Annotated in this window: 27 protein-coding genes and 1 pseudogene; 15 read left to right on the top strand and 13 right to left on the bottom strand. The window is 70.9% G+C overall.

Annotated elements, in window-relative coordinates; genetic code table 11:
• Positions 1-77 precede the first annotated feature (77 nt).
• The 4 genes from Actob_RS22220 to Actob_RS22205 all read left to right on the top strand — a co-directional run bounded on the left by Actob_RS22220 (position 78) and on the right by Actob_RS22205 (position 3,343).
• The gene (locus Actob_RS22220; RefSeq protein WP_284913707.1) at positions 78-902 is read left to right on the top strand and encodes a TIGR03619 family F420-dependent LLM class oxidoreductase; all 825 of its coding nucleotides are present in this window, start codon (positions 78-80) and stop codon (positions 900-902) included.
• 287 nt (positions 903-1,189) lie between these two features.
• Positions 1,190-1,960 (top strand): GNAT family N-acetyltransferase, encoded by a 771-nt coding sequence (locus Actob_RS22215; RefSeq protein WP_284913706.1) that lies wholly within the window; start codon positions 1,190-1,192, stop codon positions 1,958-1,960.
• A gap of 39 nt (positions 1,961-1,999) precedes the next feature.
• The gene (locus Actob_RS22210; protein ID WP_284913705.1) at positions 2,000-2,662 is read left to right on the top strand and encodes a DUF4097 family beta strand repeat-containing protein; all 663 of its coding nucleotides are present in this window, start codon (positions 2,000-2,002) and stop codon (positions 2,660-2,662) included.
• A gap of 87 nt (positions 2,663-2,749) precedes the next feature.
• Complete coding sequence (locus tag Actob_RS22205; protein ID WP_284913704.1) at positions 2,750-3,343, top strand: hypothetical protein; 594 nt, start codon at positions 2,750-2,752, stop codon at positions 3,341-3,343.
• A 24-nt stretch (positions 3,344-3,367) separates the two neighbouring features.
• Here the strand turns inward: Actob_RS22205 and Actob_RS22200 are convergent.
• Together Actob_RS22200 and Actob_RS22195 are read right to left on the bottom strand one after the other, a co-directional pair.
• A pseudogene (locus tag Actob_RS22200) lies at positions 3,368-3,832 on the bottom strand (NF041680 family putative transposase); the annotation flags it as partial.
• 309 nt (positions 3,833-4,141) lie between these two features.
• The gene (locus Actob_RS22195; protein WP_284913703.1) at positions 4,142-4,477 is read right to left on the bottom strand and encodes a helix-turn-helix domain-containing protein; all 336 of its coding nucleotides are present in this window, start codon (positions 4,475-4,477) and stop codon (positions 4,142-4,144) included.
• An 84-nt stretch (positions 4,478-4,561) separates the two neighbouring features.
• On the opposite strand from Actob_RS22195, the gene Actob_RS22190 reads away from it, so the two are divergent.
• The 4 genes from Actob_RS22190 (at position 4,562) to Actob_RS22175 (ending at position 6,947) form a co-directional block, all read left to right on the top strand.
• The gene (locus Actob_RS22190; RefSeq protein WP_284913702.1) at positions 4,562-4,693 is read left to right on the top strand and encodes a hypothetical protein; all 132 of its coding nucleotides are present in this window, start codon (positions 4,562-4,564) and stop codon (positions 4,691-4,693) included.
• Positions 4,690-5,112, top strand: coding sequence for a hypothetical protein (locus Actob_RS22185; RefSeq protein ID WP_284913701.1), 423 nt, complete (start codon positions 4,690-4,692; stop codon positions 5,110-5,112). The genes Actob_RS22190 and Actob_RS22185 overlap by 4 nt, the downstream gene beginning before the upstream one ends.
• Before the next feature lie 300 nt (positions 5,113-5,412).
• A complete protein-coding gene (locus tag Actob_RS22180) occupies positions 5,413-6,000 on the top strand; it encodes a hypothetical protein (RefSeq protein WP_284913700.1) in 588 nt (195 codons plus the stop codon).
• Entirely contained in the window at positions 5,997-6,947 is a 951-nt protein-coding gene (locus tag Actob_RS22175) for an alpha/beta fold hydrolase (RefSeq protein ID WP_284913699.1), read from the top strand. Before Actob_RS22180 ends, Actob_RS22175 begins: the two co-directional genes overlap by 4 nt.
• Before the next feature lie 59 nt (positions 6,948-7,006).
• Here Actob_RS22175 and Actob_RS22170 read toward each other — a convergent pair whose 3' ends face one another.
• The 3 genes from Actob_RS22170 to Actob_RS22160 form a co-directional block, all read right to left on the bottom strand.
• Positions 7,007-7,153, bottom strand: coding sequence for a hypothetical protein (locus tag Actob_RS22170; protein WP_284913698.1), 147 nt, complete (start codon positions 7,151-7,153; stop codon positions 7,007-7,009).
• Between the two features lie 244 nt (positions 7,154-7,397).
• The gene (locus tag Actob_RS22165) at positions 7,398-9,059 is read right to left on the bottom strand and encodes a discoidin domain-containing protein (protein ID WP_284913697.1); all 1,662 of its coding nucleotides are present in this window, start codon (positions 9,057-9,059) and stop codon (positions 7,398-7,400) included.
• Between the two features lie 404 nt (positions 9,060-9,463).
• Positions 9,464-9,676, bottom strand: a complete 213-nt coding sequence (locus tag Actob_RS22160; RefSeq protein ID WP_284913696.1) for a hypothetical protein — start codon at positions 9,674-9,676, stop codon at positions 9,464-9,466.
• A gap of 319 nt (positions 9,677-9,995) precedes the next feature.
• Between Actob_RS22160 and Actob_RS22155 the strand changes: the two genes are divergently transcribed.
• Positions 9,996-10,781, top strand: coding sequence for an MBL fold metallo-hydrolase (locus Actob_RS22155; RefSeq protein ID WP_284913695.1), 786 nt, complete (start codon positions 9,996-9,998; stop codon positions 10,779-10,781).
• 373 nt (positions 10,782-11,154) lie between these two features.
• The gene (locus Actob_RS22150) at positions 11,155-12,414 is read left to right on the top strand and encodes an MFS transporter (protein ID WP_284913694.1); all 1,260 of its coding nucleotides are present in this window, start codon (positions 11,155-11,157) and stop codon (positions 12,412-12,414) included.
• Positions 12,415-12,463: 49 nt separating this feature from the next.
• On the opposite strand, the gene Actob_RS22145 is transcribed toward Actob_RS22150, so the two are convergent.
• On the bottom strand, positions 12,464-12,691 hold the full coding sequence (locus Actob_RS22145) for a hypothetical protein (RefSeq protein ID WP_284913693.1): 228 nt from the start codon (positions 12,689-12,691) through the stop codon (positions 12,464-12,466).
• On the opposite strand from Actob_RS22145, the gene Actob_RS22140 reads away from it, so the two are divergent.
• The 4 genes from Actob_RS22140 (at position 12,690) to Actob_RS22125 (ending at position 15,538) form a co-directional block, all read left to right on the top strand.
• Positions 12,690-12,911, top strand: coding sequence for a hypothetical protein (locus Actob_RS22140; protein ID WP_284913692.1), 222 nt, complete (start codon positions 12,690-12,692; stop codon positions 12,909-12,911). The genes Actob_RS22145 and Actob_RS22140 overlap by 2 nt on opposite strands.
• A gap of 160 nt (positions 12,912-13,071) precedes the next feature.
• On the top strand, positions 13,072-13,227 hold the full coding sequence (locus Actob_RS22135; RefSeq protein WP_284913691.1) for a hypothetical protein: 156 nt from the start codon (positions 13,072-13,074) through the stop codon (positions 13,225-13,227).
• A gap of 323 nt (positions 13,228-13,550) precedes the next feature.
• Positions 13,551-14,555 carry a glycoside hydrolase family 11 protein gene (locus tag Actob_RS22130; protein ID WP_284913690.1) on the top strand — a complete coding sequence of 335 codons (1,005 nt, stop codon included), beginning with the start codon at positions 13,551-13,553 and terminating at the stop codon, positions 14,553-14,555.
• Between the two features lie 14 nt (positions 14,556-14,569).
• Complete coding sequence (locus tag Actob_RS22125; protein ID WP_284913689.1) at positions 14,570-15,538, top strand: polysaccharide deacetylase family protein; 969 nt, start codon at positions 14,570-14,572, stop codon at positions 15,536-15,538.
• Positions 15,539-15,810: 272 nt separating this feature from the next.
• On the opposite strand, the gene Actob_RS22120 is transcribed toward Actob_RS22125, so the two are convergent.
• Positions 15,811-17,463, bottom strand: coding sequence for an ATP-binding protein (locus Actob_RS22120; RefSeq protein ID WP_284913688.1), 1,653 nt, complete (start codon positions 17,461-17,463; stop codon positions 15,811-15,813).
• Between the two features lie 105 nt (positions 17,464-17,568).
• Here Actob_RS22120 and Actob_RS22115 point away from each other — a divergent pair, with 105 nt between their 5' ends.
• Positions 17,569-18,762: an extracellular catalytic domain type 1 short-chain-length polyhydroxyalkanoate depolymerase gene (locus tag Actob_RS22115; protein WP_328518384.1), complete on the top strand. Its 1,194-nt coding sequence runs from the start codon at positions 17,569-17,571 to the stop codon at positions 18,760-18,762.
• Between the two features lie 534 nt (positions 18,763-19,296).
• Here Actob_RS22115 and Actob_RS22110 read toward each other — a convergent pair.
• The 6 genes from Actob_RS22110 to Actob_RS22085 are packed head-to-tail and all read right to left on the bottom strand — an operon-like array spanning position 19,297 to position 26,256.
• Positions 19,297-20,544, bottom strand: a complete 1,248-nt coding sequence (locus tag Actob_RS22110) for a hypothetical protein (RefSeq protein WP_284913687.1) — start codon at positions 20,542-20,544, stop codon at positions 19,297-19,299.
• Between the two features lie 7 nt (positions 20,545-20,551).
• Positions 20,552-22,162: a beta-N-acetylhexosaminidase gene (locus tag Actob_RS22105; RefSeq protein WP_284913686.1), complete on the bottom strand. Its 1,611-nt coding sequence runs from the start codon at positions 22,160-22,162 to the stop codon at positions 20,552-20,554.
• An 8-nt stretch (positions 22,163-22,170) separates the two neighbouring features.
• Entirely contained in the window at positions 22,171-22,995 is an 825-nt protein-coding gene (locus Actob_RS22100) for a carbohydrate ABC transporter permease (RefSeq protein ID WP_284913685.1), read from the bottom strand.
• Complete coding sequence (locus tag Actob_RS22095; protein WP_284913684.1) at positions 22,995-23,969, bottom strand: carbohydrate ABC transporter permease; 975 nt, start codon at positions 23,967-23,969, stop codon at positions 22,995-22,997. Before Actob_RS22095 ends, Actob_RS22100 begins: the two co-directional genes overlap by 1 nt.
• Positions 23,966-25,300 carry an extracellular solute-binding protein gene (locus Actob_RS22090; RefSeq protein ID WP_284913683.1) on the bottom strand — a complete coding sequence of 445 codons (1,335 nt, stop codon included), beginning with the start codon at positions 25,298-25,300 and terminating at the stop codon, positions 23,966-23,968. The genes Actob_RS22095 and Actob_RS22090 overlap by 4 nt, the downstream gene beginning before the upstream one ends.
• A 32-nt stretch (positions 25,301-25,332) precedes the next feature.
• On the bottom strand, positions 25,333-26,256 hold the full coding sequence (locus Actob_RS22085; protein ID WP_284913682.1) for a MurR/RpiR family transcriptional regulator: 924 nt from the start codon (positions 26,254-26,256) through the stop codon (positions 25,333-25,335).
• Positions 26,257-26,333: the final 77 nt, after the last annotated feature.

Raw genomic sequence — 26,333 nt, 5'->3', positions numbered from 1 at the left:
GGCGGCCGGTGGACCATGCTGACGGGACGACGAGCGGCTCCTCCGCTCATCGGAATCCGGCAGAGGCGGCTGATCAGATGAAGTTCGGACTGTACGGGCTGCACCGCGACCGCAACGTCGATCCCGGCGTCCTGGCCCGGCGGGCCGTACTGGCCGAGGAGGCGGGCTTCGAGTCGCTGTGGGTCGGTGACCACATCGCGCTGCCCGCCGGCGAGGGCAACCCGCCGCGGCTGGAGGCGATGGTCGCGCTCACCTACCTGGCGGCGGTGACCAGCCGCGTCCGGCTCGGGGTTGGCCTGATCGTCCTCCCGCAACGCCAGCCGGTGCTGCTGGCCAAACAGCTCACCTCGCTGGACGTGCTGTCCGGTGGCCGGCTGACCGTCGCCGTCGGTGCCGGCTACGTCGAGCCGGAGCTGCACGCGATGGGCGTGTCGCTCACCGAGCGCGGCGCCCGGACCGACGAGTACCTGGCCGCGATGCGCGCCCTGTGGGCCGCGGCGCCCGCGTTCACCGGCCGGTTCGTGTCATTCTCCGGCGTCGTTCAGCACCCGTCGCCGGTCCAGCGCCCGCATCCGCCCATCGTGGTCGGCGGCCATTCCGCCGCCGCGTACCGCCGGGCTGTCCGGCACGGGAACGGCTGGTACGGCTGGGGCCTGGACGTCGAACAGACCGGCCAGGCACTGCACGCCCTGGCCGAGACCGCCCGCCGCGAGCAGCGACCACCCGCCCTCGGCGATCTGGAGATCACCATCACCCCGCCCGGCCCGCCCGGCCCGGACACCGTCCGCCGATACGCCGACCTGGGCGTGAGCCGGCTCATCATCGAGCTGGAGGGCATCGACGACGACGCCGTCGACGGTGTGATCACCTCCGTCGGCGAAACCCTGGCCGCCCACTTCTGACGGGGTCACCGCTCGCGGCATACCCCGCGGCGGCGGGTCATCGGTCACAGCGGCGAGCCGAGCCGACTCGGCCGGCATGCGACGACCGGTCTTCCCGCCGGCCGGGGAGCCGCGACCGTACCGGAAAGCGGCGGACCGCTGGACGCGGCGGACCCGGCGCGTGCCCGCGGTCCGGATCTGGTCGTCGACCGCTTCCGGGACCTCACGGCCGATCGATAACCGGCGCCTTAAGCAGCGGTACGATCTTTCGCATTGTTCTCGCCGCCGGGCCGGGCGATCGTGTCCCGGTGAGCGAACCTCCGATCCACGTCGTGCCGGTCCCGGCGCACCCTGGGGTCGCGCGCTGGCAGGCGATGGCGCCACCCGGCGCGGCGGTCGGGACGGCCGGCCTGTGGCCGGTCCCCGGCGTGCGGCCGCACGTCCCCGAGCTGAGCCTCTACGTGCGCCCGGAGTGGCGGCGGCGCGGGATCGGCTCCCGGCTGCTCACCGCGATCCGGGACCGGGCGACCGGGCCGCTGCTGGTCGCTGACGTACCCGCCGGCTCGCCGGCCGAGGCGTTCTGCCAGTGGCACGGTTTCCGGCACGCCCGGTGCCGGCGCCACGACCTGCTCACCTACGGCGACGTCCACCAGGCCTGGCTGGGTGAGCTGGTCGACACCGAGCACCCCGGATACCGCCTGCTGCACTGGACCGGTGACCTGCCCGGCACTCCGCACGTGGCGGAGCTGATCCGCAGCCCGAGCGGCCCCGGCACCACCGTGCTGACCGCCGCCGACGCGGACGGTGACCTGGCGGCGTACGCCGTGGCAGTGGTCGGGATGCTCACCCGGCGGCGGGCCCGCCAGTACGGGCCGGCGGTGCTCCCGGGCCATCGCGGACGCCGGCTGGGCCGCTGGGTGAACGCCGCCCTGATCCAACGGCTGCGCGCGGAACACCCGCACATCGACGAGGTGGAGGCGGTCGCCGGCGCGGACGATCCGGGGCTGCTCGCCGCGCGCGCCGACCTCGGCTTCCGCATCCGGCGGAAGTCGCACCTCTACGAACTCACCCTGCCCTGACAGTCACCGTCGCCGAACCGATCACCTCAGGAGGACACCATGCCGAACTTCGACACCCCCGCCCCGATCTCCGCCATGCTGGACATCCCGGCCGGGCACATCCACTTCATCGCCGGCGACCGGGCCGACACCGCCGTCGAGGTGCGCCCCGCGGATGCCGGCAAGGCGCGCGACGTCAAGGTCGCCGAACAGACCCGGATCGCGTACGCCGACGGCGTCCTGCGGATCGAGGCCACCGCCAGGAACCAGCTCTTCGGCCCGTCCGGCGTGATCGAGGTGACGGTGGAACTGCCGGCCGGCTCCCGGGTCGAGGCGAAGTCGGCGTGCGCCGGGTTCCGGGCCGAGGGCCGGTTCGGCGACGTGGCCTTCGACGGCGCGCAGGCCGCCATCACCATCGACGAGGCCACCCGGGTCCGGGTCACCACCACCGGCGGCGACGTCTCGATCGGCCGGCTGACCGGACCCGCGGAGATCAGCACCGGGCAGGGCGACATCAGCATCGCCGAGGCCGCCCGCGGCACTGTCGTGCTGCGCACCGAGATGGGCGACGTGGCCGTGAACGCCGCGCCGGGCGTCTCGGCGGCGCTGGACGCCGGCACCGGTTACGGCCGCATCGACAACAACCTGAAGAACGACGGCGCGGCCAGCCTGGCCATCCACGCGACCACGGCGTACGGCGACATCGTGGCTCGCAGCCTCTGAGGCGTCACGCCGCCGGGCCGGCTGCCGAGCGACGGCGGAAAGGGGCTCTGGCTCACTCTTGGTGGACCCCATCGCGCGTGGTCCCGAGTGTCGATCGCAGGCGGCTCGGACATCCATCGGAAGCAGCCGGCATTCGGCGGGCCAACGAACCGGCGCTACATCGCCGAAGAAATGACCGCCAGCCTATTTCTGCTGTCGCTCAACAGGAGCACGAACAGATCGCTTCGAGCTGGCGACAACCGCCGTATGTTGTCACGCATGACCGTCACGCCCCGTCCAGGAGCCGGCCCGCGACCTGGGTTCACGCGACTTGTTCGAGATGTAGGCGTCAATGTCCTGGCCAACCTGATCGCGGCGTCGATCCTGTATCTGATCGGTGTGGGCATCGGATCACTGCCGCATCAGCGCACCGCAATCATCGCCGCGGCAGCGACGCTGTTGGCCACGGCCGCGCTGTTGTTCTACGCGCTCGGCGTACTACTGAAACGAGGAGCAGCCTTCACGGCGGTGGTGACCGGATTCGCTCTGTCGGCGAGTGGGTTCACTGTTCTGTTGCCGTCCCTGCTCCCCGGTTTCCCGGACTGGCTCAGAATCATGATCTACGTGGTACAGGGCACAGTGTGGACGACCATCGGTGTAATGACCGTCGTCAAATGGTGGCTACGGCGCTTAAGCACCTGAGTGTCAGGGACCAGATCACTGCGCGTGACGGGAGCCTGGCGGGCGTCCGGGACCGGGCCTGCTGGGTTTAGGCGCACGCGCTGGCGAGGCGCTGGTCGCGCGGAGGTTCCGAAACCCGCGCCGCACCCGGGCCGGGGTGAGCCGCTCCGGCGCCAGCGGGCGTTCCCAGGGCCGGCGCAGGTCCTGTGCCAGGGGCCGGGCGAGACGCAACTGAGTATGCGCGGCCAGCACAAGCCACGTCCAGCGGTCGGCGGCGGCCGGTTCGCGCAGTTGCGGGGCGGTCCAGCCGAGCGTCTGTTTCAGCAGGCGGAAGGTGTGCTCGATGTCGAAGCGGCGTAGGAACGCCTGCCAGCACCGGTCGATATCGCCGGCGGCGGCGTCGACCTTGGACCGCCACAACCAGAGCGGCTTCGGCTCACCCCGGCTGGGCAGGTGCTCGACGGTGAGGCGGATGACCGTGCCGGCGATGATCGGCAGCGGGCCGCAGGGACCAGTCCGACCAGCATCTTGACCGGCCCATCGGTGCGCAGCAGCGCGTCGGTCAGCTCGAACAAGGCGTCCGGCCGCCGGGTCATGCACCGGTAGAGCTGCTCACGGAACTCCGCCAACACATCGATCGCTGCTACTCGATCCGCCATGACCGCCACAACGATGATCGATAGCCGCGGACACGGCTCCGCGAGCCTCAGCGTGCCGAAGCGTCACCTACCTCCGGCACCGCATGACGCTCAGTCACAGCAGCCGGCTCGGAGACGGATCCGACGAGTACACGGATCTGCCGAAGAGAGTGCGTCGCTATCATGGTCCATCAGATCGTTTACCGGCGTTTTTAGCAACGTCGAACGCCTCATCATGAAGACCGGCGATCGCGGTCAAGTCCGCTTCCGGTAAGTCCAGGGCGCGAGCGATCTCTCGGACGAGAACGGGGTGCGGATTGCGTCCTCCGCGTTGGACTGCGTGGATGGTCGACATCGCGCGATAGGTTCGCATGGCCACGTCCATCACGGAGGGGCCCCGATTGTCCATGAGTTTGCTAAGCACAGCGCCGAACGGATGTGGCTCGTGGGTGCCGGCTTCCGCGAGCGCAGAACCGGTATCCAGATCTGTCGTTTGCTCGGGCCACGCCATCGACATGCACCCGAATTTGAAGCGCTCATTTGCCGCAGTCCGCTCGCCACCCAGCGTCACGGCTGTCGAGCGCCGATGGAGGGCCGGCTTGTGTCGATGATCGCGCTGTCCGGCGGCTTCTCGTCACTGAGCGAGGCGTCCTCCATGTCGCAAGGCGAACAGTCTGCGATCTGCGCTAATCATCGCGCGGGTGCCGGCATGATCTATCTTCACTCGGCGTGAGCCTTCACTACGAGATCGTCGTCAGCTGCTTCCTCGACGATCGCACCCCAGAGCACGTCCTCGAGGCGCTACGTTGGCATCTCGGCTTGATCGAAGAGCGGCCGGACCACCTTCACAGGGAACGCTCGCCGTTCCCGTTGTGGATCCCCGACCCGAGCAGCTATCTGCCCGGCGGCGAGGTTGCCCGGCTACAACGTCAGAGGCGTGGCTTCACTCCGGGCGGGGACGTCTACGGGTGGGGCTTGTATGCCCGAACCCTCTGCCTCGACGATGCACTGGGTGAGGCCCTTGCCCTCCTGGAATTCGTTGCGCCGCATGTCTCCGACGAGGGATACGGCGGCCACATGCGGGAGGAGTTCGACACCGACGAGGTGTCCGTCTTCGTCTTCAAGAATGGCAGCTTCGACGTCCACCGCTGACGCCGCATCGGCGCGCACATCTGCCGCAGAGAACGTGCGCTGGGTCCCGTCGCTGCCCGCGCCCAGCGCGCTGGCCAGCACGCACCGTAGTCACCCTTGATGGCGCACCGACCTCGTCCGCAGCGACGTCGGCGAGAGGGTCGGAGGTTAAACGGCAAGCTAGTGCTGCCGTTGTTTCGACGAGCACGCAGGGAGGGAGAAGGTCCGGTCGGTTGATGACATCCGATGTCACAACGCGGTTCTGGCACACGAAGTGTGGTCCGGCCCGGCGCCTTGCCGGCCCGGGTCCCATCCAGGGTCATGAGTAGGCTGGCCTTCGACTCCGAGCACGAAGGGCAGACCGGCGTGGATGACGCGTGGATCGAGCGGTGGCGCGCCGGCATGCGTTCGGATATCGCTGTGCTGCTGGATACCTTCGCATCGCGGTTCGGGTTCCCACCTGGCGATCATGGCGTCAGCGGGCCGGCTACGGCAGCCGAACTGGACGGACTGGCTCGGCTGCACGGCGGCGCGGTGCCGGGCGACTTGCTGTCCTTCCACCGAGTGGTAGCCGAGGTGGAGTTGCCGGACGTCAACAACGGCTACTGGATCCACCGCCCGCCGCTACCGGGTGCCGACCCGGGCCATCCGCGCCGGCTGAGCGACGGGCGAGCCGTGGTGGTGTTCGGCAGCGACGGCGGCGGAGCGTTGTTTGCCCTCGCCGGCGGATCGGGCTCGCCGGTTCTCAGGTTGGCGGACGGGTCCTTCCTCGGCGGGGCGTACGAAGCGGACTGTGCAACGGAGATAGCCGCGAACCTGCAGAACTTTCTGACGTTCCTACATCGCGAACTGACCGGGTTCGTAGCCTCCTCGATCGGAAAACGTCACGGGGTGAGATCACCACAATGAGAGCTGCCACATTGGACGACGTCACCGCGGAGGGCGCCGTCGTCCGGCTCAACGGCGTCGACCTGTTCGTCCGCCGCCTCGGGGATCGCGATCTGCCGGCACTGGTGGTGATCCACGGCGGTCCGAGCTGGGACCACAGCTACCTGTTGCCGGCTCTCGCCGAGCTGGTCGACACGGCCCACGTCGTCCTGTTCGACCTGCGCGGCTGCGGGCGCAGTCACCGTACGCCGCCGCTCGGGGACCTCCCGGAGAGCGAGCTGCGACCCCACCTGCTCGCCGACGACGTCGCCGCGCTCGTCGACGCCCTGGGCACCGGGCCCGTCGACGTGCTCGGCTTCTCCTACGGTGGCCGGATCGCCATGCGCCTGGTACAGCGACATCCCGAGGTCGTCGACCGGCTGATCCTGGCGTCGACCACGGCGTACACCGACTTCGACAGTGAGCTGGCCGCATCCGCCGACTACCAACAGCGCCGCCGTCTGTGTACCGAGGTCGGCTTCGACGACCCGCTGCTGACCGGTCCGGCGGCACCGGACGGCGCGTTGAGCAGGGCGATGGCCGACGCGGAGGCACCCTTGCAGGTGTGGCGCCTCGACCGCCTCGACCGCTGGCGCGAGGTCCTGGACCGGGTCCGCTTCAGCAGCGACTACGACCGGCCGTACCTGAGCGGATCGTGGCCGCCGGGCGGACCCGAGAACGCCGCCGAGGTGCTGTCCGACTGGGGCCGGCCGGTGTTGATCCTGCACGGCCAGAAGGAGATGAGCTTCCCGTTGGAAACGGCCAGACGTCTGCACGCCGTACTGCCGGCCAGCACGCTCGCCGAGATACCCGACGCCGCCCACATGGCGCATTTCGACAATCCGGCCGAGTGGCTGGCCGCCATCCGCCGGTTCCTGCGCCCCCGGCGGTCGCCGCTCGGTCCTGCGGCGGCGCCGGGAGCAGTTTGACGTTCATCCTCTCCCAACGTCATCGCGGAAGGGCCGGCGCGGACTGACCGCCCGCGTGCTCAGCCCGGACTGCGCCAGCTGACCGCCGTTGCGATCGGGTAGCCGGTCGCGGCCACCTCCGTGCGGACCGCGACGAGGCTCGACTTCGGGTTCAGCGCCCGGACCACGTCGCCGGTGAGGGGCCGCAGCGCCGCGACGTGCGCCACCGCGTCCCGGTCGGTCCCGGTCTCGCAGCTGGCTGGGCCGCCGTGGGCCGCTGCCGGTGTTCGTTGTCACGGCCGGGGAAGACCGGCGGGAAGCGATCGATGGATCCCGGCTGGCCGCTCTGAAGACGGGTCGAACCTCGTGGACCGCACTACTCGACGCCACTGGGCGGGTGCCCGGCCGAGCACGGCGGCGGGTCGAGCACGCGGAAACACTTGCCGCCACCGGGCTGGCCGAACGACGATCTCAGGACGCGTAGACCTCCAGGCCGGCCACCTGCCCGGCCGGCCAGCCGGTGTTCGCGGTGGCGGTGACCCGGAGGAACCGGCTGGTCGTGGGCGCGAAGGTGACCGTCACGGTGTTCGCCGAGGCCGGATCGAAGGTACGCCCGGCGGCCGCCGACAGCGTGCTGAAGGTCGAGCCGTCGGTGCTGCCGGACAGGGCCAGGGTCTGGGTGCGGGCACCCCACGACGGCGGCAGGGTGAGCACCACCCGGCCGATCGTGACCGCGGCGCCCAGGTCGACCTGGATCCACTGCGGGAAGGCGTTGTTGACGCTCTCCCAGTAGGTTCCGGCGTTGCCGTCGACGGCGTTGCCGGGACCGTAGATCTGCGTGTACCCGCTGGTCGACGTGCCGCGGCCCCGCGCCAGGTCGGTGACCGGTGGCGGCGTGGAGCCGGTGACCGGCGGCGTCGGGCGTACCGAAGTCAAAGGGATCTGGCCCTTGAGCATCTTCCCGGCGTCCGCGGTGATCCGCAGGTAGTAGTCGGCGGAGCAGAACGTGCCGTCCTCGTCGAGCGCGCGGATCCCGGTTCCGGCCGGCACCGACGCGGCCGTCTCGGCGGTCTTGGCGATCTGGTTGCCCTCGTTGAACTCGTCGAACATCGACACGTAGAGGCCCTGGGCGCCGAGCCGGACCATGTTGTACACGCTGCGCCAGTAGAAGTCGCCGTGCCGCCGATGCCCGGCCGACAGGTCACCGGGCAGCACGCAGGGCTGGTAGTCGATGCCGTGCGCGGCGCAGTCGGCCTGGTCGGGGGTGTTCACGTTGTCGTGGAACCAGTCCAGCCCGGCCAGGTCGCCGGTGCGCCCGACCATCCACGGCGAGATCATGTGGAAGGCGTGGTAAACGTCGAGGAACCCGGCCCGGCTGTCGTTCCTGCCCTCGCGCCAGTAGGTGGGCACCCCGCCGATCACGTAGCAGCCCTGCGCCTTGAACCAGTTGATCACGTCGAGGCAGGCGGCCGGGGTGAAGTCGTGGTTGGTGTCGTTGAAGCCGAACCCCCAGACGCAGACCACCGGCTTGCCGTTCTGCCTGGCGTAGGCGCTGGACGCGGCGTGCGCCGCCATCTTGCCGGTCCAGTCGCTCTTGATCTGCGACTGCATGCTCGTCCAGCCGCTGACGTCGTACATGATGTAGAACTTGCGGCCGGTCCGCTCCGCCGCACCGCGCACCTTCTGTGCCATCGCGTCGCGGGTCGGCCCCTCGTCGCCGACCGGGTTGAACCGCTGCAGCGCCGCGGTGTCGATGCCGTAGGTCCGCATCCAGTCGAAGTGCACGTCGACGGTCTGCTGGTCGTAGGAGGAGAAGAGCGCGGCCGGCTGTCCGTTGCCGAGATTCGGGTACGCCGTCGGATAGGTGTGCGCGTAGTCGCGCACGTCCGGCCAGGACACGATCGTGGTGTTGGCCGGCGACGGCGGCTGGAACCGGTCGCGGCTCCAGTGCCACCAGCCGCCGATCGGCGCGCCGTCGCCCGGGCAGGCGAACCAGCCCTGGTACCCCACGGTGACCTTGCCGACCACGTCGCCGGGCGGGGACGCGGCGGCGGCCGGGGCGGCGCCGGTGAGCACGACGGCGGCGGGCGCGAGCGCGGCCGAGGACAGCAGGGTACGCCGGGAAACAGCCATGGGGACTCCAGTCCAGCCGGGAGGGGGACGGCGAGGGATCGATGGCCATCGTGGCAGTGGCGGACTGGCGTACGCAATAGTTGAACGAATCTTTGCAACACTAGAACAGCGAGTCGCTCGATCCGTGGCCGTCAACGGTGAAGAACGTGGCGGCGACGTTGCCGGCGGCCAGATCGGCGCGATGGCGCCGTCCGCCGGGAGGTGGATCACGGGCGGGAAGCCGTCGCAGACCTTCTCCAGCCCCTCCCGCCACGGCAGGAAGAACAGCAAGTGATCCATTGCGGCCGATGACCCCGGGCACCGGACCGCCGCCTCACTTCCGGTCCGCCCGCGCCGCGGTCCGCCGTTTTCCGGTACGCCCGGAGCCCCGCACCCGCTCTCGACTCACCGCGGGCGCGGGTGCCTCACCGCGGGCTTCGCTCGGACGCCGGCTCGTCGTCGATGGCGCGAGCCTGCCGGGCCGAGCGGTCGAGCCGCCGATTCCGGCCCGCCTCCGTGACGGCGGACATGACGCCGGCGAGGGCGCACATGGCGACCGCCCGCATCCAGGAGTCGAAGTCCCAGTCACGGACCACCGCGATGGCGCTGACCACAGCGATCGACCCGAGAGCGATCAACGCCCCGCACCAAGGCGCACGCGTGCCACCGGTCATACCTGTCGTCCCCCTCGAAAGCCTGCCTCAACGTCGCCGATCCGCCCCGGGCATCAACGGCCCCAAGATCATCACGACAGTGCACCACCCCGTCAAATCCAACGCCGCGGGTGATCCGTTCGAGGGCCGGCCAGGTCACCGCCCGGCGACCCATCTCACGCGGAACACACCCTTCGCGGCCCGCTGAAGACGAAAAGGCGATTCCTGACACCTCTGCTGCTGGCAGATTTGCCGCCAGCATAAGGGGATTCTTCTCAACGGCACGGTTGCCTAGCGTCGCGGTATGAGGGTCATCGAATTGCTTCCCCGACTGCACATGTTCGACTTCCCGATCGGCCACGCGTATCTGTGGGCAAGCGCCGACGGCCTCACCCTCATCGACACGAGCCTGCCCGGATCCGCTCCGGAACTCGCCGCGGCGATCGAGGAACTGGGCCATCGCCGATCCGACCTCCGGCGTCTGCTCCTGACGCACTCCCACCAGGACCACGCCGGCTCGGCGGCCGACGTCGCCGCCTGGGGGGACGACATCACCGTGTACGCGCACCGGGCGGACGCGCCGGTGATACGCGGAGAGGCACCCGGGCCCGCACCGGAACTCGCCGACTGGGAGCGGCCCCTGTTCGACCAGGTGCACTCGCGGATTCCGCCCGTCCCACCGGCGCCCGTGCGGGTGGATCGGGAGCTTGACGACGGCGACCTGATCGAGCTGGGCGACGGGGTGCGAGCCGTGGCCCTGGCCGTGCCGGGTCACACCCCCGGCAGCATCGCCTTCCATCTCCCCGAGCCCCGCGTGCTGTTCACGGGCGACACCATCGCACGTGGCCCGGACGGCGAGGTGATCCTCGGCGTGTTCAACGTCGACCCCGTTCAGGCCATCACCTCGTTCAGACGCCAGGCGCGACTGGACACGGAGATCGTCTGCTTCGGCCACGGCCAGCCTCTCACCGAGAATGCCTCGACGCGGCTCCGGGCCGCCGCGGGCCTTCTCTCCTCCGTGAGGGCGCGTTCAACGGCAGGTCGCCACGACGCTCCCGCATCACCCGGATCATCTCCGGGGACGCGTTGATGCCGCTGACCAGGATCCCCAGTTGCGTCAGCGAGAGCCGGCCGGCCGGACCCGATACCCAGCTCCAGGACCGGGCCGGACCCGGCGAGGTCAGCGAGCATCCGCACCGGTGGCACAGGGTCGAGACAGCCGGCGGAGTCGGCGTCGTGGTGCGCCACCCACAGGTCCCAGTGGCTGGCCTGCTGACCGAACGGCCGGTGTCCGCCATTGATCATCTCCAGAGTCCGCGCGGATGGGTGACAGGGTCCGCCGCAGGTGTGTCACGGCCCCTACGCCGGTCCGGACCTCGGTAGGTTGCCGCGGTGACCCGGTCCGGGTGGCCTGCCGGCTCGGATCTGCTTTGCCCGGCACCGCAACATCCGACCTTGGAGGTATGGCGCGCGTGGGGTACCTACGGCTGCTGCGGCAACGGCCGATCCTGGTGCTGTGGAGCTCGGCGGCGCTCAGTGTGCTGGGTGACCGCCTGTACGGCCTAGCGATCATGTGGGTGGTCTACGAGGCGACCGGGTCGGCGGCGTGGATGGGGATCGCCGCGGTGGTCGAGTCGCTGCCGTACATCCTGATCGGCGCGTTCGGCCGTGGCCTGATCGCGCGGTTCGCCTCGTTCGGCCGGCTCGGCTGGCTCGACGCCGGCCGCGCCGTCATCGCGTGCGGGGTGCCGCTGCTCTGGACCCCCGGACGCGGCGGCCTGGTCGTCCTGCTGGCCCTGGTCCTGGCGCTGGGCACCCTGGGTGTGCTGTTCGACCCGAACTTGGGCAGCCTGGTTCCGGACCTGGTCGAGCCCGGTCAGGTGCGGCAGGTGACCGGGCTGCTCGACCTGACCAACCGGCTCGCGGTGATCGCCGGGCCCGGCTGCGTCGGCTTGATCCTGATGGCCGTCTCCGAGGTGCAGCTGTTCGCCCTCGACGGCGTCACGTTCGCGGTCAGCGCCGCCGCGATGTGGTGGCTGCGCGCCCATACCCGCCGCGCCGCAGCCGGCCACCCGGCCGTACCTGACACGGTCGCGCCCGCGGCCGGCCCGGCCGCACCGGTCGCGGCGGGGCCGGTGCTGCGCCGGCACCCGGACGTCGCGCTGGCCATCGGCCTGCACGGCGTCGGCTTCTTCGTCGCCGCGGTGTCCGCCGTCGGTCTGCCCGCCCTGCTCGCGGTCCGGCTCGGCCAGGGCGCGACCGGATACGGGCTGGCCCTGTCCGCTGTCGGCGCCGGTGCGCTGGCCGGGAACCTGCTCGTCGGGAATCTGCGGCTGGGCCGATGGCTGACCGTGTACTGCTGCGCCTGGAGCGTCACCGGCCTGGCGCTGATCGCGTACAGCGCCGCGCCAACGCTGCCGGCCGTGCTCGCGGCCGGGTTCGTGTCCGGGCTGGCCACCCCGGCGGCCGCGGTCACGCTGCGCACCAGGTTGGCCGGGTTCGCCGCGCCGCAGCGGCTGCGGCTTCTCACCGTCGACCAGACCGTCATCCGCACCGCCGGCACCGTCGGCATGCTCACCCTCCCGATGGCCGTCGACGCGGCGCCGGCGACCACGTTCGCTGGCGCCGGTCTGCTGCTGCTGACCGCCGCGGGGATCGCCGGGGCCGCCGGGCGGCGGGTTGTCCCGGCGAGCGTCGCCGAGCCGGTGGCCAGCCGCTCGTGACCCGGTGCTCGTCCCGCGCCCGGCTCAGGCGCGGGACGAGCTGTCCAGGTCAGGCCGTCGCGCCAGCGGTCAGCGCGGCCGGCGTCTCCGGCACCGTCTCCAGCGCCGTGAACCGGGCGAAGTCGGCGGCGAGGAAGTGCTGGATGGTGATCGCGCTCGGCGGGATGCCGATCATCTCGTAGACCTTCTGGTGCATCCGGCTGAAGCCGGCCTCGCCGCGCTCGACGAAGAACTCCTGCCAGCAGGCCGGGATCGCGTTGTCGACCACCTCCGGCATGACCCGCACGCTGCTGCTACTCGACGGCGCGATGTGCATCCGGCGGGACGGAGACCCGGTCGCCGCGTGCGGGGCCGCCGTCGAGGCGTTCACACAAGCACCGGGCCGGTTCCGTAAGGGCTTGGTCCGGCAGCGGGCGGTCGAACTGTACGCCAGTGTCCCCGCCGACCAGCGGGAATCCACGGACGCGCGTGAACTCGCCGAGCTGCTTGCCGCATAACTCTGCGCCGGGACCCTCCACCCGCACGAAGATCTGCTCCGAATGGTCCAGCGAGGGGAACTTCTCCCGAGGGACACACGCCTGGAGGGATGTCTGAGCGAGCGAACGGCAAGGCGTTCGCTCGATGCGAACAAGCCGACCCTGCGGACTGGGTGGCGCCGTGGCGAAGATGCAAGCGCAGATTGATGATCTGCCCGCGGCAGTGGGGTCGAAACAGGACGAGCTCGACCGCCTGAGTGAGGCGGTGACCGCGCATCAGCGGCTGTTGGAGGACTGGTTCACTCAGGGCGACGCGGCGACGGGCGTCGAGCAGTGAGCGCCGATCAGAGCCGCCGCTGCGCGAACGCGCCGGCACGGTCGACGCACCCAGGGCGGGGCTCCGAAACTTTCGGAATAGGGTTACGCAACTTCGCGTTTGTTACGGCCTTGCCATCGTTTCAGATCACACTGAGCTGCTGCTCTATCGAACAGCGCGACAAATTTGCTACCGATACATTTCCGTAAGTTGTTGACAGCCTCGACGGGCGGGCCAATACTCACGCTGTCGACCGGGATCGCCCATCGTCGATCCCGCCGCCGTCGTCGGCTCCCATCCCGCCGCCTGGAGTCCCCACCCAGGCCTCCCCTAAGGAATCCGAAATGTCCGACGCTCCCGCACCACCCACCCGTCGCGGCCGGATCCGACTGGTCTTCGGCGCCGCCTGCGCCGTCGTGGTCGCCGCGGCCAGCACCATGCTGGCCGGCACGGCCCACGCGGACACCACCATCACCACGAACCAGACCGGTACGAACAACGGCTACTACTACTCGTTCTGGAAGGACAGCGGCAACGTCAGCATGACCATGGGTGCCGGCGGCCAGTACAGCACCCAGTGGAGCGGCATCAACAACTTCGTGGCCGGCAAGGGCTGGGCCACCGGCGCGCGCCGGGCGGTCAGCTACTCCGGGTCGTTCAACCCGAACGGGAACGCGTACCTGACGTTGTACGGCTGGACGACCAGCCCGCTGATCGAGTACTACATCGTCGACAACTGGGGCACGTACCGCCCGACCGGCACCTTCATGGGCACCGTGACCAGTGACGGCGGCACCTACGACATCTACCGCACGCAGCGGGTGAACCAGCCGTCCATCCAGGGCACCGCGACGTTCTACCAGTACTGGAGCGTGCGCCAGTCGAAGCGGACCGGTGGCACCATCACGGCCGGCAACCACTTCGACGCGTGGGCCTCGAAGGGCATGAATCTGGGCACGTTCAACTACCAGATCCTGGCCACCGAGGGATACCAGAGCAGCGGCAGCTCGAACATCACCGTCGGCGGCACCACCACGCCGACCACCGGCACCACCACCAGCCCGCCGACCGGTGGCGGTGGCGGCGGCTGCACCGCGACGCTCTCGGCCGGCCAGCAGTGGAGCGACAGGTACAACCTCAACGTCTCGGTCTCCGGCTCCAGCAACTGGACGGTGACCATGAACGTGCCGTCCCCGGAGAAGGTGATCGCCACCTGGAACACCAGCGCGAGCTGGCCCAGCGCGCAGCAGATGGTCGCCAAGCCGAACGGCAGCGGTAACAACTTCGGCGTGACCATCCAGACCAACGGGACCTGGACCTGGCCGTCCGTCTCGTGCAGCGCCGGTTAGACGGGCGGCGACCGATGCGAATCGCAGCGACGCTGGCCACCATCGTGGCGGCTGCCGGGGTCGTCGCCGTCACCGTGCAGGCGAGCCCGTCCGAGGCCGCCACCTGCTCGGGGTACGTCGGGCTCACCTTCGACGACGGCCCGACGGCGGGCAACACGCAGAACCTGCTGACCGCGCTGCGGAACAACGGGCTGCGGGCCACCATGTTCAACGAGGGACAGTACGCGGCGGCCAACCCGGCGCTGGTCCGCGCGCAGGTGGACGCGGGCATGTGGGTGGGCAACCACAGCTACACCCACCCGCACCTGACCCAGCAGAGCCAGGCCACCGTCGACTCGGAGATCTCCCGGACGCAGACCGCCATCGCGAACGCCGGCGGCGGGACGCCCCAGTTGTTCCGGCCGCCCTACGGGGAGACGAACGCGACGGTGCGATCGGTGGAGCAGAGGTACGGCCTCACCGAGATCATCTGGGACGTCGACTCGCAGGACTGGAACAACGCCAGCACCGACGCGATAGTGGCGGCCGCCGGCCGGCTCACCAACGGGCAGATCATCCTGATGCACGACTGGCCGGCCAACACGGTCGCCGCCATCCCGCGCATCGCTCAGGGGCTGGCCAGCCGGGGGCTGTGCGCCGGCATGATCTCACCGCAGACCGGCCGGGCCGTCGCGCCGACCGGTGGTGGTGGCGGGACGACGACGCCTCCGCCGCAGACCGGCAACTGCACCGCCACGCTCTCGGCCGGCTCGTCCTGGAGCGACAGGTACAACCTCAACGTCGCGGTCTCCGGCTCCACCACCTGGACCGTGACGCTCACCGTCCCCTCGCCGGCCAAGGTGATCGCCACCTGGAACATCTCGGCGAGCTACCCGAACGCGCAGACACTGGTCGCCAAGCCGAACGGCAGCGGTAACAACTTCGGCCTGACCATCCAGACCAACGGCAACTGGACCTGGCCGTCGGTCTCCTGCGCCACCTGAGCGGTACCCACACCCGGCGCGGCGGCTGCTCCCAGCCGCCGCGCCGGATCGATTCCGGTGGCTGCCCGGTCACGGCCGCTGCTCCCCTCGCGCTTCGCGAGCCCGATTTCCGGTACGCCGGACCGCCCGCCCGCCACGCGGCTCACCCGGCCCTCCTGGGGCAGCCGGGCGGCGCTGTCCGGGCGGCGTGCACCTGGTGGCGTACCGGAAAACGGCACGTCCGTGGGCCGGCGGACGGTGACCTCGCGGCCACCGGGACCGGCCGCGGTCCGTCAGGGGCCCTCCGGGCGCGGCAGGCGGATCACGAAGGTGGTGCCGATCGGCTGGTCGGCCGCGAGGGTGATGGTGCCGTGGTGACGTTCCACGATGGCGCGGGTGATGACCAGGCCGAGGCCGGTGCCGGGGATCCGGCGCTCGACGGCGCTGGAGGCCCGGTAGAAGCGGCGGAACAGGTGCGGGCGGTCGGCGGCCGGGATGCCGATGCCGGTGTCCGCGACGGTCCACACGATGCCCGGGCCCATGCTGTCGGCCTCGGCGGTGACCACGATGGTGCCGCCGGCCGGGGTGTACTTGACCGCGTTGGAGAGCAGGTTGTCGGCGACCTGGCGCAGGCGGTCCGGGTCGGCGTACAGATCCAGTCGCTGTGGCAGCTGGGTCAGCACGATCTGCTTCTTGTCCTCGGCGGCGGCGGCCACCGCCCGGACGGCGTCCCTGATGACCGCGCAGAGGTCGGTGTCGCGTGGCTCGATGCTGAGGTGCCCGGATTCGAGGCGGGCCAGGTCGAGCAGGTCCTCGGCCATCACGGCGAGCCGCTGGGCGTTGCGGGTGATCACCCGGAGCTGGTCGCGCTGCTCCTCGCTGGTGAGCGTCTCCAGGTCCTCGTCGAGCACGTCGGTGGCCGCGGTGATCACCGCGAGCGGGTTGCGCAGCTCGTGGGTGACCATGGCGAGGAACTCGTTCTTGGTCCGGGCCAGCTCCACCGCGAGTTCCTCGGCCCGGCGCCGCTCCAGGTACTGACCGACCCGGGCCGCGATGCCGGTGAGTAGCGCGGACAGGGTCTCCTCGGGGTCCTCGATGCGGTGGCCGTACACGCAGAACGCACCGAGGATGTGTCCGGCCGTCGACACCGGCACGCCGACGGCGACGTGCAGGCCGACCTTGGCCGCGGCGCGGCTGCGGAACGACCCGGTGTCGGCGGCCAGGTCCGGGATCCACACCGGGCTGGCCCGCTGCCAGACCCGGCCGGGCAGCCCGACACCGGGTTCCAGCTGCTCGACGGCGAACGAGCCGAGCACCAGCCCGGGGGTGACGTCCCGGGCGGCGCAGGTGATCACGTGCCGGGCGTCGTCGACCAGCCACAGCTCGGCGACCGGCCAGCCCATGTGCGCGGCGACGGCGTGCACGACACCGGCGGCCGCCGACTCGCTGGTGTCCGACTCGACCAGGGAGGCGGAGACGGCGGCCTCGACGGTCATGAACCTGCTCACCCGCTGCGCTGTGGTCACGTCCTGCAGGAAGGCGTGGAACAGCCGGCCGGACGTCTCCTCGGTGGCGGCCAGGGTCATCTCGATCGGGAACTCGTGGCCGTCCTGATGCACGGCGGCCAGCTGCAGGCGCCGGCCGAGCAGGCGCGGCGGTCCCCCGGCGGCGAGCCGGGCCAGCGCCGCCCGGTGCTGGTTCCGGTAGCGCGGCGGCACGATCAGCTCGGCGAGCTCCCGGCCGCAGGCCTCGTCGATGGCGTAGCCGAAGGTGTGTTCCGCGGCCGGGTTCCAGGCGGCGACGTTCCCGTCGGCGTCGACCGCCACGTAGGCCAGCGGCGCGACGGCGAGCACCCGCTCGGAGTCGTGCACCAGCATCCGCTCGGCGTCGTGCCGGAGCCGAGCGGTGCAGCTGACCTTGGCCGACGGGTTCATCGCGTTCAGCATGCACTCACCGGGCGAGCGCCGCCCGAGTCATCCACACATCCGGATGTGTCGTTGTGGCGAGCCGCCACATGGGCGCGCGATTAACAGGTCCGTAACGTCCGCGTCATGAATCCCCGTAGCTTGTGGCTCGCACTGCTCGCCGCGGTGCTGGTCGTCGCCGGTGTGACAATGTCCCCGTTCTCCCCCGCGAACGCGGCCGCCACCCTCACCCAGGTCGGCTCGTTCGGCAGCAATCCGGGCGCGCTGCGCATGTACTCGTACGTCCCGGCCGGGCTGGCCGGCGGCCGTCCGCTGGTCGTGGCCCTGCACGGGTGCACGCAGAGCGCCTCCGACTACTACAGCCACTCCGGCTGGCCCAAGTATGCCGACCTGTACCAGGCGGCGGTGGTCTTCCCCGAGCAGACCTCGTCGAACAACCCGATGTCCTGCTTCAACTGGTTCACCGCCGGCGACATCGGGCGCGGCCAGGGCGAAGCGCTCTCGATCAAGCAGATGGTCGACTACGCGATCCGGACGTACGGCTCGGACGCGAAGCGGGTCTACGTCACCGGCCTGTCCGCCGGCGGCGCCATGACAGCGGTGATGCTGGCCGCGTACCCGGACGTGTTCGCCGGCGGCGCGGTGGTCGCCGGGCTGCCGTACCACTGCGGCACGATCTGCCAGTACCAGGCGCAGAGCAAGACCCCGAAGCAGTGGGGTGACCTGGTCCGGGCTGCCAACGCCGGGTACGCCGGGCGGTGGCCGCGGGTGAGCGTCTGGTACGGCACCAACGACACCACAGTGGTACCGGCCAACGCCACCGAACTGCGCGACCAGTGGACCGACGTGTGGGGCATCGGCCAGACGCCGTCGTCGACCGCGTCGCTGCCCGGCTCGACGACTGTCGAGTACTACGGCGACGCGGTGGCGCTCTACCGGGTGCAGGGGATCGCGCACGGCACGCCGGTGGCACCCGGCAGCGCGGAGAACCAGTGCGGGGCCACCGGGTCGTACTACCTGGCCTCGATCTGCTCGTCGTACTACATCGCCCGGTGGTGGGGGCTGCCCGGCGGCGGGTCCACCCCGTCACCGGCACCCTCCACCTCGCCCACGCCCACGCCGACGCCCACCGCCACCGCTCAGCCGTGCTTCACCGCGAGCAACTACGCGCACACCGTCGCGGGCCGGGCCACGCAGTCCGGCGGCAACACCTTCGCCAGCGGCTCCGGCCAGGCGATGGGCCTGTGGAACACCTTCACCACCCACACGCTGCGCCAGACCGGCCCGGGCTACTACGTGCTGGCCGACGGTCAGTGCTGAGCCCGGTCCCCGATCGAGGGGTGGGACCGGCCCGGTTCCCACCCCGGCCCGGTGTGGCCGCGCGGGTTCGACACCGTCACGGGCAGCTCGAGCAGGTCGATCACGGCCGCACCCCGGAGCTCGGGTTCGGCCCATCCGGAACTATGTCGAAAGTGACATTCACGTTAGGTGGGTAGATCTCAGACGGTATCGGCGGTTATCGTGGTCGAGCCCGCGTCGTTCCCCCCGTGACGGCGCGGGCCCCTAACAGAGGTGTGCCGGGCGGCCGCCCGTGCGCGATGCCGCGGTCGCATGGCTTCCCTCAGGCGAGGGATGCGACCTGGCCGTGAAGTATCCGGAGGCAGCCGATTCCTCGGTGACACGTGACCGGTTCGCGGGGATCGCGCCGGTGCAGGGGAACCACTGCTGGCGGTCCGGGCGCGCGGCCGCGACCCGATGGTCCGCGCGGTCGCGGGGGTGGACTCGGGGCCACGTCGTCCGGCGGGCGGGCGTCACTCGTACCGGAAAATGGCGGCCGGCGGCCGAAGCGGGCCGTCAGATGCGGAACGGGTTGCTGTCGAGGGCGGCGAGCAGGAACCACGCGGTGGTGCCGGTGTGCGGGCTGGCGTAATAGAGGTCGCCGAACCCGGTGTCCAGGCCGTCGCTGGACGCCGCCGGGATCCCGCGCCCGTCCCCGGCCGGTGTCGTGGCCTGGGCCTGCTGGATGTTCCAGAGCAGCCGGCGGGCCAGCAGGGTGTCGCCCTTGGCGGCGCGGGCCCGCAGCGCGAGCGCGGTGTGCGCGGTGCCCTCCAGCCAGACCTTGCTGACGTCGGCGTCGCTGAAGCTGACCCCGGCGACACCCGCGTCCCGGGCGGCCAGCCGGTCCAGCACCCAGGTGACCGACCGGCGGTACCGGTCGTCGAGGGTGGCCAGGTAGGCCCAGGTCTGCACGTCCTCGGGGATCGGCGCGCGGTTGGTGGTGACGCCGTCCGGGTCGGTGCCGGTCCACAGGTGCCCGTCCGCGCGGTCGCGCATCGCGGCGACGAAGGCGAACGCCGCCCCGGCCCGGGCCCGCCACCCGTGGTCGCCGGTGAGCCGGGCCAGCATGGTGAAGAACGCGCCGACGTCGATGTTGTGCTCGGTCGCCTTGAAGGTGAGCGGCTGGCCGGTGGCGCCGCGGCCGCCGGTGTACCCGTACGGGGCCCGCGCGCCGTCCCAGGTGTGCTCCTGGATCCAGGTGGCCTCGCGCAGCGCGCCGGTCAGGAAGCGGGGCTGCCCGGTGCGGGCGTACAGGTGGGCCAGGGCGATCCCGGCCCACGCCTGGTTGCCGGTGTAGGCGGCCGGTGAGCCGATGTCCAGGGTGCCGTCGAGTGTGGTGAACGAGTCCGGCTGGTAGGAGGCGCGGGTACGGCCGTCGCCGATCGGGTCGTGGCGCTGGGCGTACAGCAGGGTGTCGCCGAGGACGGTGGCGCGTTCGACGTCCTCGGCGGTGGCCCGGGCCAGCCAGGCCAAGATCACCAGGGCGTCGTCGTACACGAAGGAGCTGACGAAGGTGGTCCCGAAGAAGCCGCCGGTGTAGCTGCGCGGGACCCGCAGGGCGGCACCCGAACCGTACTCGTCGAACCTGGCGGCCAGGAAGTCGAAGGCCTTGCGGACGGCGGTGCCGCTCGCGCCGCGCATCCAGGCCGGTGCGGCCGCCCAGGCCGGGCTGGGCAGCATCGCGCCGGTCAGGAACGCGGTGAAGGCGCTGGAGGCACCGACGAGCAGTGTCCGCCGGTGGGGTGCCAGGGCATCTTCCGACATGGGGTCCTCACCTCTGACTGATGGTCGCGACCAGGTGGGCGATGTGCCGGGTGCGCTGCTCGCGGGTCTGCGGGCGGCCGGGCACGCCGGGCCGCTTCTGCCAGGGCCGCGGGCCGCCGGCGTGCCGGTACTCCACGCCGAGCGCGTCCAGGCGGGCCAGGTGCCCGCCGAGCCGGGCCTCGAACTCGGTGAAGTCCCGCTCGCCGGCGGTCCACAGCGCCTCGGCCACCGCGCACAGCCGCGGGAAGGCGAGGTAGTCGACGGTGCGCGGCGAGTCGGCGTGCTCGGTCCAGATGTTGGCCTGGCCGCCGAGCACGTGCCGGGCCTGCTCCGGGGTCAGCTGCCCGGGCACCGGGTCGAAGGCGTAGACGTCGCGCAGGGTCAGCGGGATGGCGACCGGGATGGGTTCGTCGGGCGACTCGGACTGGCGGTAGTCGAGGTAGACCAGATCGTCGGGACAGGCCACCACGTCGTGGCCGCGGCGGGCGGCGGCGATCGCGCCGGTCATCCCCCGCCAGGACGCGACGGTGGCCGCGGGGCCCAGGTCGCCCTCCAGGATCTCGTCCCAGCCGAACAGACGCCGGCCGGCCGCCGTCAGGTGGGCGTCGAGCCGGCCGATGAACCAGGACTGGATCTGCTCGGCGCCGGCCAGGCCGAGCTCGGCGACGCGCTCCCCGGTCCGCTCGTCGGCCTTCCACTGGTCGCGGGGGCACTCGTCGCCACCGACCCCGATGTAGCGGGACGGGAACAGCTCGAGCACCTCGTCGAGGACGCCGGTGAAGAAGGCCACCGTGGACTCCTCGGCGTTGAGCACGTTGGTGCTGATCCCCCAGCGGGTCCAGACGCCCACCGGCTCCCCGGTGACGCCGAGCTCGGGGTACGCGGCGAGGGCGGCCTGCACGTGACCGGGGCTCTCGATCTCCGGCACCACGGTGATGAACCGCTCGGCCGCGTAGGCGACGATCTCGCGTACGTCGTCCTGGGTGTAGAACCCGCCGTGCGGCCGGCCGTCGCCGGGCGCGGTACGGGTCGCCCCGACCTGGCTCTCGTACCGCCACGCGCCCACCTCGGTGAGCCGCGGATAGCGTTTGATCTCCAGCCGCCAGCCCTGGTCGTCGGTGAGGTGCCAGTGCAGGGTGTTGAGCCGATGCAGCGCCATCAGGTCGATGAAGCGCAGCACGTCGTGCTTGGGCATGAAGTGCCGGGCGACGTCGAGCATCGCCCCGCGCCAGGCGAACCGCGGCTCGTCCTCGATCCGCACGGCCGGCACCGCCCAGCGCTGCCCGGCCACCCGGGAACGCCGGTAGATCGCCGGCGGCAGCAGCTGCAGCAGCGCCTGGCAGCCGTAGAACACGCCGGCGGGGGTTCCGCCGGTGACCACCGCCCGGTCGGCGGTGACCGTGAGCCGATAGGCCTCGGGACCGAGATCGCCGGCCAGCTCGAGGACGACGACACCGTCGGCCGACGGGAGAAAGGGCAGGCCGGTGGCCGGGCGCAGCGCCTGCTGCAGCCAGGCGAGGACGCCGCTCAGCTCGCCGGCCGCGGAGACGGTGGTGGCGTGGTCCAGGACGAGCTCCCCGTCGCGTGCCGAGAGGGAGAGCGGGCGCGGGATCAACAAGGGGGAACCTAGCCCTTCACGGCGCCGGCGGACATCCCGGCCACGAGGTTGCGCTGGATGATCAGGAAGAAGACGATGACCGGCAGGGAGAACAGGACGGAGGCGGCCATCTGCCCGCCGAAGTCGGTGCCGGTGTGCGGGTTGGTGAACGAGGCCAGCCACACCGGCAGCGTGTAGCGGCTCTGGTCCTGCATGAACGTGTAGGCGAACAGGTAGTCGTTCCAGGCGGCGATGAACGAGAAGATGCCGGTCGCGATGACGCCCGGGGCGACCAGCGGGAACAGCACCCGGGTCAGCACCTCCCAGGTGGTGGCGCCGTCCAGGTGCGCGGCCTCCTCGATCTCGACGGGGATGGCGACGAAGAAGCCGCGCATCACCCAGATCGAGAACGGCAGCACGGTGGCGACGTACGCGAGGACCAGCGCCAGGTAGGTGCCGAGCAGGTCGAGGCTGTTGAACATGACGAACATCGGGATCAGCAGCGCGGTGGCGGGCAGCATCTGCACGGCCAGGATGACGACCATGATGGTGCGCCGGCCGCGGAACCGGAACCGGGACAGCGCGGCGGCCGCGAAGATGCCCAGCACGATCGAGGTGGCCACGGTGCAGGCGACCACGATGACGCTGTTGCCCAGGTTGGTCAGGAACTGGTCCTGGCCGACCGCCTTGACGAAGTTGTCGACGGTCGGGTGGGCCGGCACGAAGTGCGGGGTGGCGGTCATCACCTCGGGGCGCGGCTTGACCGCCGTGTTGACCATCCAGTAGACCGGGAATGTCCAGACCAGGCAGAACAGCACCGCGAGCGAGTTGACGACCCAGCGTCGGCGTGGCATCACAGGTCCTCCCCGGAGCGCAGCAGGCGGCGGATGTAGACGGCGGTCAGGGCGAGCAGCAGCAGCGTGGTGACCACCGAGACGGCCGCGCCCTGGCCGATGTGGAAACCGACGAACGCCGTCTTGAACGTGTAGACGCCGAGCGTGGCGGTGGCGTCACCGGGCCCGCCGCGGGAGATCAGCCAGATCTGGTTGAAGACGTTGTAGTCCCAGATCACCGACAGGATGGTGACCAGCAGCAGGGTCGGCCGCACGTGGTTGAGCGTGACGATCCGGTAGACGGCGAGTTCGCCGGCGCCGTCGAGCCGGGCCGCCTCCTGGTACTCCGGCGGCACCTGCGTCTCGGCGGCGTTCACGGTCAGCGCGATGAACGGCACCGCCTGCCAGACGATCAGGAGCCAGATGCTGGCGTACGCCCGGGCCGGGTCCTGTGCCCAGTTCAGGTCGGTGGTGTCCCCGAAGATCCGCAGCTGGTCGAGGAACCAGTTGACCACGCCGTACCCGGGCTGGAAGAGCCAGTTCCAGACCAGGGAGGAGGCGACGTTCGGCATCGCCCAGGCGACGATGAGGACCACCGTGACGGTGAGCCGCAGGCCGCGGCCGAGCCGGGTGAGCAGGTGCGAGACGCCCATCCCGATCAGCACGCTGCCGGCCACCATCGCCGCGGTGAACAGCACCGTGCGTACCAGCGACATCCAGAAGGCGCCGTCGGCGAGCAGCTCGGTGTACTGGTCGGCGCCGACGTACGAGTACCGGCCGGTGAACAGGGTGCGCTGGTTGTAGTCGGTGAACGAGGTGAACAGCAGGAAGCCGATCGGCGCGAGCGTCACGACGGCGAGTACCAGGCCCGCCGGGCTCAGCAGCCACAGCGGCGCGCGGGTGCGCCGGCGGGGCCCCGGCGACCGCGGGGCCGACGCGGCCGGCGGGGCGCCGGCCGCGTCGAGGACGGTGGTGGTGGCGGGCACGGCTGTCACTTGCCGCCGTTGAGGGTGGTCTCCAGGTGCGAGTCGAACTCCTTGCCGGCGTCGGCGGGCGACTTGGCGCCCGAGGCGACGGCGGAGAACACCTGGTTGATGCTCTTGTCGCCCTCCAGGGTGGGCCACTGGGCGGCGGCCGGGGTGGCCTTGGAGTTCAGCGCGGCGGTGAAAAAGCCCTTCTTCAGCTCGTCGACGCTGCCCTGGGCGGCCTGGATGCCCTCGGTGCTGTTCGGGATCCAGCCGTCGACGCCGAAGACGTTCTTGTCCTGCACGCCCGGGCTGGCGGCGATCTTCACCCACTGCAGGGCCAGTTCCGGGGTGTCGCTCTTGGTGGCGATGCCCCAGTCGGAGCCGCCGAGCATCACGGGCTGCGCCTTACCGGAGAGGCCGGGCAGCGGGAACGTACCCAGGTCGGCGGGTTTGATCTTGGGGTTGGCCTTCTGGATCAGGCCGAGCGAGCCGGTCGTGGACAGGATGGCCGAGGTCTTGCCGTCGGCGAAGACCTGGTTCTGGTCCGGGGTGATGGTGTCGATGGCCTGCGAGGCCTTGCTGGAGTAGGCGTTCTGGAAGGTCTTGAAGTCGGTGAGGCCCTTCTGCCCGGCCGGGGTGGCGAAGCCGCCCTGCCAGGTGCCGCCGCCGGTGGTGGCGATGTCGCCGCCGGCGTCCCACAGGAACTGCAGGCCGGCGAACCAGTACTGGCCCGGCAGGTAGAACGGCGAGAAGTCGGCGGCCGGGTTCTTGGCCCTGACCTTGTCCAGGGCGGCGGTCAGCTCGGCGTAGGACGTCGGCGCGGCGGTCACCCCGGCGGCCGCCCAGGTCTTCTTGTTGTAGATGACGGCACGGGCGCCGGCGAAACCGGGCACCGCGTACAGCGCGTTGTCGACGGTGGCCGGCTCCTCCAGGCCCGCGAGCCAGGTGCGGCCCTGCTTCAGATCATTCTTGTACGGCGTGAGGTCGAGCAGCCCGCCGTTGGCGGCGAAGCCGGGCACCTGGGTGTTGCCCAGGTCCAGCACGTCGGGGGTGCCCGAGGTGGACAGCGCCGTACTGATCTTGGTGGTGATCCCCTCCCACTGCTGGATCTGCACGTCCACCCGCGCGCCGGTGGCCTGGGTGAACTGGTCGTTGACGGCCTTGATGGTGGCCTCGGTGTAGTCCCCGTCCATGATCCAGACGGTGAGCGTCTTGCCGTCGCCCTTGGTGTTCGGCACGGCCCTGGGCGAGCCGTCGTCATCCGACGACGACCCCCCGCCGCCGCCCCCGCAGGCGGCCAGCGTCATCAGGGTCGCGGTACACAGTGCGGCGGCGGCGAGGTGGCGGCGTCTATACACAGGGAGCTCCTTCGATCAAGGGGGGTGGCGCATCACTGGCTCTTGTTCCGGCCCCGGTTGCGGGTCGGGCTCTTCTCCGGCAGGCGGTGGGCGTCCACCGCGCGGCCGGTCACGTCGAACGCCTCGGCGGTCCGCTCGTAGGTGCGCTGGGCGACGGCGACGTAGATCATGTCGAGGATCAGCAGCTGCGAGTGCAGGGCCGAGAGCGCGGCCAGCCGGAACGTGGTCTCCTGCACGCTGGTGGTGAAGACGACGTCGGCGACCTCGGCCAGCGGCGAGCGGCTGTGACTGGTCAGCGCCACGGTGAGGGCGCCGTGGTCGGCCGCCTCGGCCAGCGTCTCGATCACCTCGCGGGTGCGGCCGGAGTGCGACAGGCCGATCGCCACGTCGCCGGGCAGCAGCAGTGCCGCGTTGGTGAGCGCGGTGTGCGAGTCGACCCGGTGCCAGATCGGGATCCGGATCCGTTCCAGGCGGAACGCCATCTCCCGGGCGCTCGTGCCGCTGCTGCCCAGCCCGAAGATCTCCACCCGGCCGGCCTCGGCGATCGCGGCGGCCACCCGCTCCACGGCGGCCATGTCGAGACCGGCGGCGGTGTCCTGGATGGCCCGCGTGTCGGCCGCGGTGACCACGCTCAGCACGTTGGTGAGCGGGTCGTCCGGGGCGATGTCGCCGCTGATGTCGGTCTCCCAGCGGGCCTGCTCGGCCCGGCCGGTCTCGGTGGCGATCGCGACCCGCAGGTTCGCGTACCCCTTGAAGCCGAGCGTCCGGCTGAACCGGGTCACCGTCGCGGTCGACGTCCCGGACCGCTCGGCCAGGTCGATGATGCTGGCGTGGGCCGCCGTCTCCGGATCGTCGAGGATCGTCTCGGCGATCCGCGCCAGCGCCTCCGGCATGCCGGGCCCCTCGATCCGGAGCCGACCGAGCAGTCCGCCGCTCTCACCCGTCACGTTGGTCATCCTTTTCATCGCCTGTCGTTGTCGATGAAAATTACGACCGCCGAGCGCTCTAGTCAACAACCCTTTCCTATGTTTCG

This window comes from Actinoplanes oblitus, from assembly GCF_030252345.1.
In the GTDB taxonomy this organism is placed as follows: domain Bacteria; phylum Actinomycetota; class Actinomycetes; order Mycobacteriales; family Micromonosporaceae; genus Actinoplanes; species Actinoplanes oblitus.
This window is presented reverse-complemented; position numbering and strand designations above follow the sequence as displayed.

What these genes read in the sequence shown, in the direction of transcription:
- Actob_RS22155 (WP_284913695.1), top strand. Translation starts at nt 9,996, where the DNA reads ATGAGGGTCATCGAATTGCTTCCCCGACTGCACATGTTCGACTTCCCG.
- Actob_RS22140 (WP_284913692.1), top strand. Translation starts at nt 12,690, where the DNA reads ATGACCCGCACGCTGCTGCTACTCGACGGCGCGATGTGCATCCGGCGG.
- Actob_RS22130 (WP_284913690.1), top strand. Translation starts at nt 13,551, where the DNA reads ATGTCCGACGCTCCCGCACCACCCACCCGTCGCGGCCGGATCCGACTG.
- Actob_RS22145 (WP_284913693.1), bottom strand. Translation starts at nt 12,691, where the DNA reads ATGCCGGAGGTGGTCGACAACGCGATCCCGGCCTGCTGGCAGGAGTTC.
- Actob_RS22165 (WP_284913697.1), bottom strand. Translation starts at nt 9,059, where the DNA reads ATGGCTGTTTCCCGGCGTACCCTGCTGTCCTCGGCCGCGCTCGCGCCC.
- Actob_RS22115 (WP_328518384.1), top strand. Translation starts at nt 17,569, where the DNA reads ATGAATCCCCGTAGCTTGTGGCTCGCACTGCTCGCCGCGGTGCTGGTC.
- Actob_RS22195 (WP_284913703.1), bottom strand. Translation starts at nt 4,477, where the DNA reads ATGTCGATGGCGTGGCCCGAGCAAACGACAGATCTGGATACCGGTTCT.
- Actob_RS22085 (WP_284913682.1), bottom strand. Translation starts at nt 26,256, where the DNA reads ATGACCAACGTGACGGGTGAGAGCGGCGGACTGCTCGGTCGGCTCCGG.
- Actob_RS22175 (WP_284913699.1), top strand. Translation starts at nt 5,997, where the DNA reads ATGAGAGCTGCCACATTGGACGACGTCACCGCGGAGGGCGCCGTCGTC.
- Actob_RS22100 (WP_284913685.1), bottom strand. Translation starts at nt 22,995, where the DNA reads ATGCCACGCCGACGCTGGGTCGTCAACTCGCTCGCGGTGCTGTTCTGC.
- Actob_RS22220 (WP_284913707.1), top strand. Translation starts at nt 78, where the DNA reads ATGAAGTTCGGACTGTACGGGCTGCACCGCGACCGCAACGTCGATCCC.
- Actob_RS22110 (WP_284913687.1), bottom strand. Translation starts at nt 20,544, where the DNA reads ATGTCGGAAGATGCCCTGGCACCCCACCGGCGGACACTGCTCGTCGGT.
- Actob_RS22125 (WP_284913689.1), top strand. Translation starts at nt 14,570, where the DNA reads ATGCGAATCGCAGCGACGCTGGCCACCATCGTGGCGGCTGCCGGGGTC.
- Actob_RS22210 (WP_284913705.1), top strand. Translation starts at nt 2,000, where the DNA reads ATGCCGAACTTCGACACCCCCGCCCCGATCTCCGCCATGCTGGACATC.
- Actob_RS22120 (WP_284913688.1), bottom strand. Translation starts at nt 17,463, where the DNA reads ATGCTGAACGCGATGAACCCGTCGGCCAAGGTCAGCTGCACCGCTCGG.
- Actob_RS22180 (WP_284913700.1), top strand. Translation starts at nt 5,413, where the DNA reads ATGAGTAGGCTGGCCTTCGACTCCGAGCACGAAGGGCAGACCGGCGTG.
- Actob_RS22150 (WP_284913694.1), top strand. Translation starts at nt 11,155, where the DNA reads ATGGCGCGCGTGGGGTACCTACGGCTGCTGCGGCAACGGCCGATCCTG.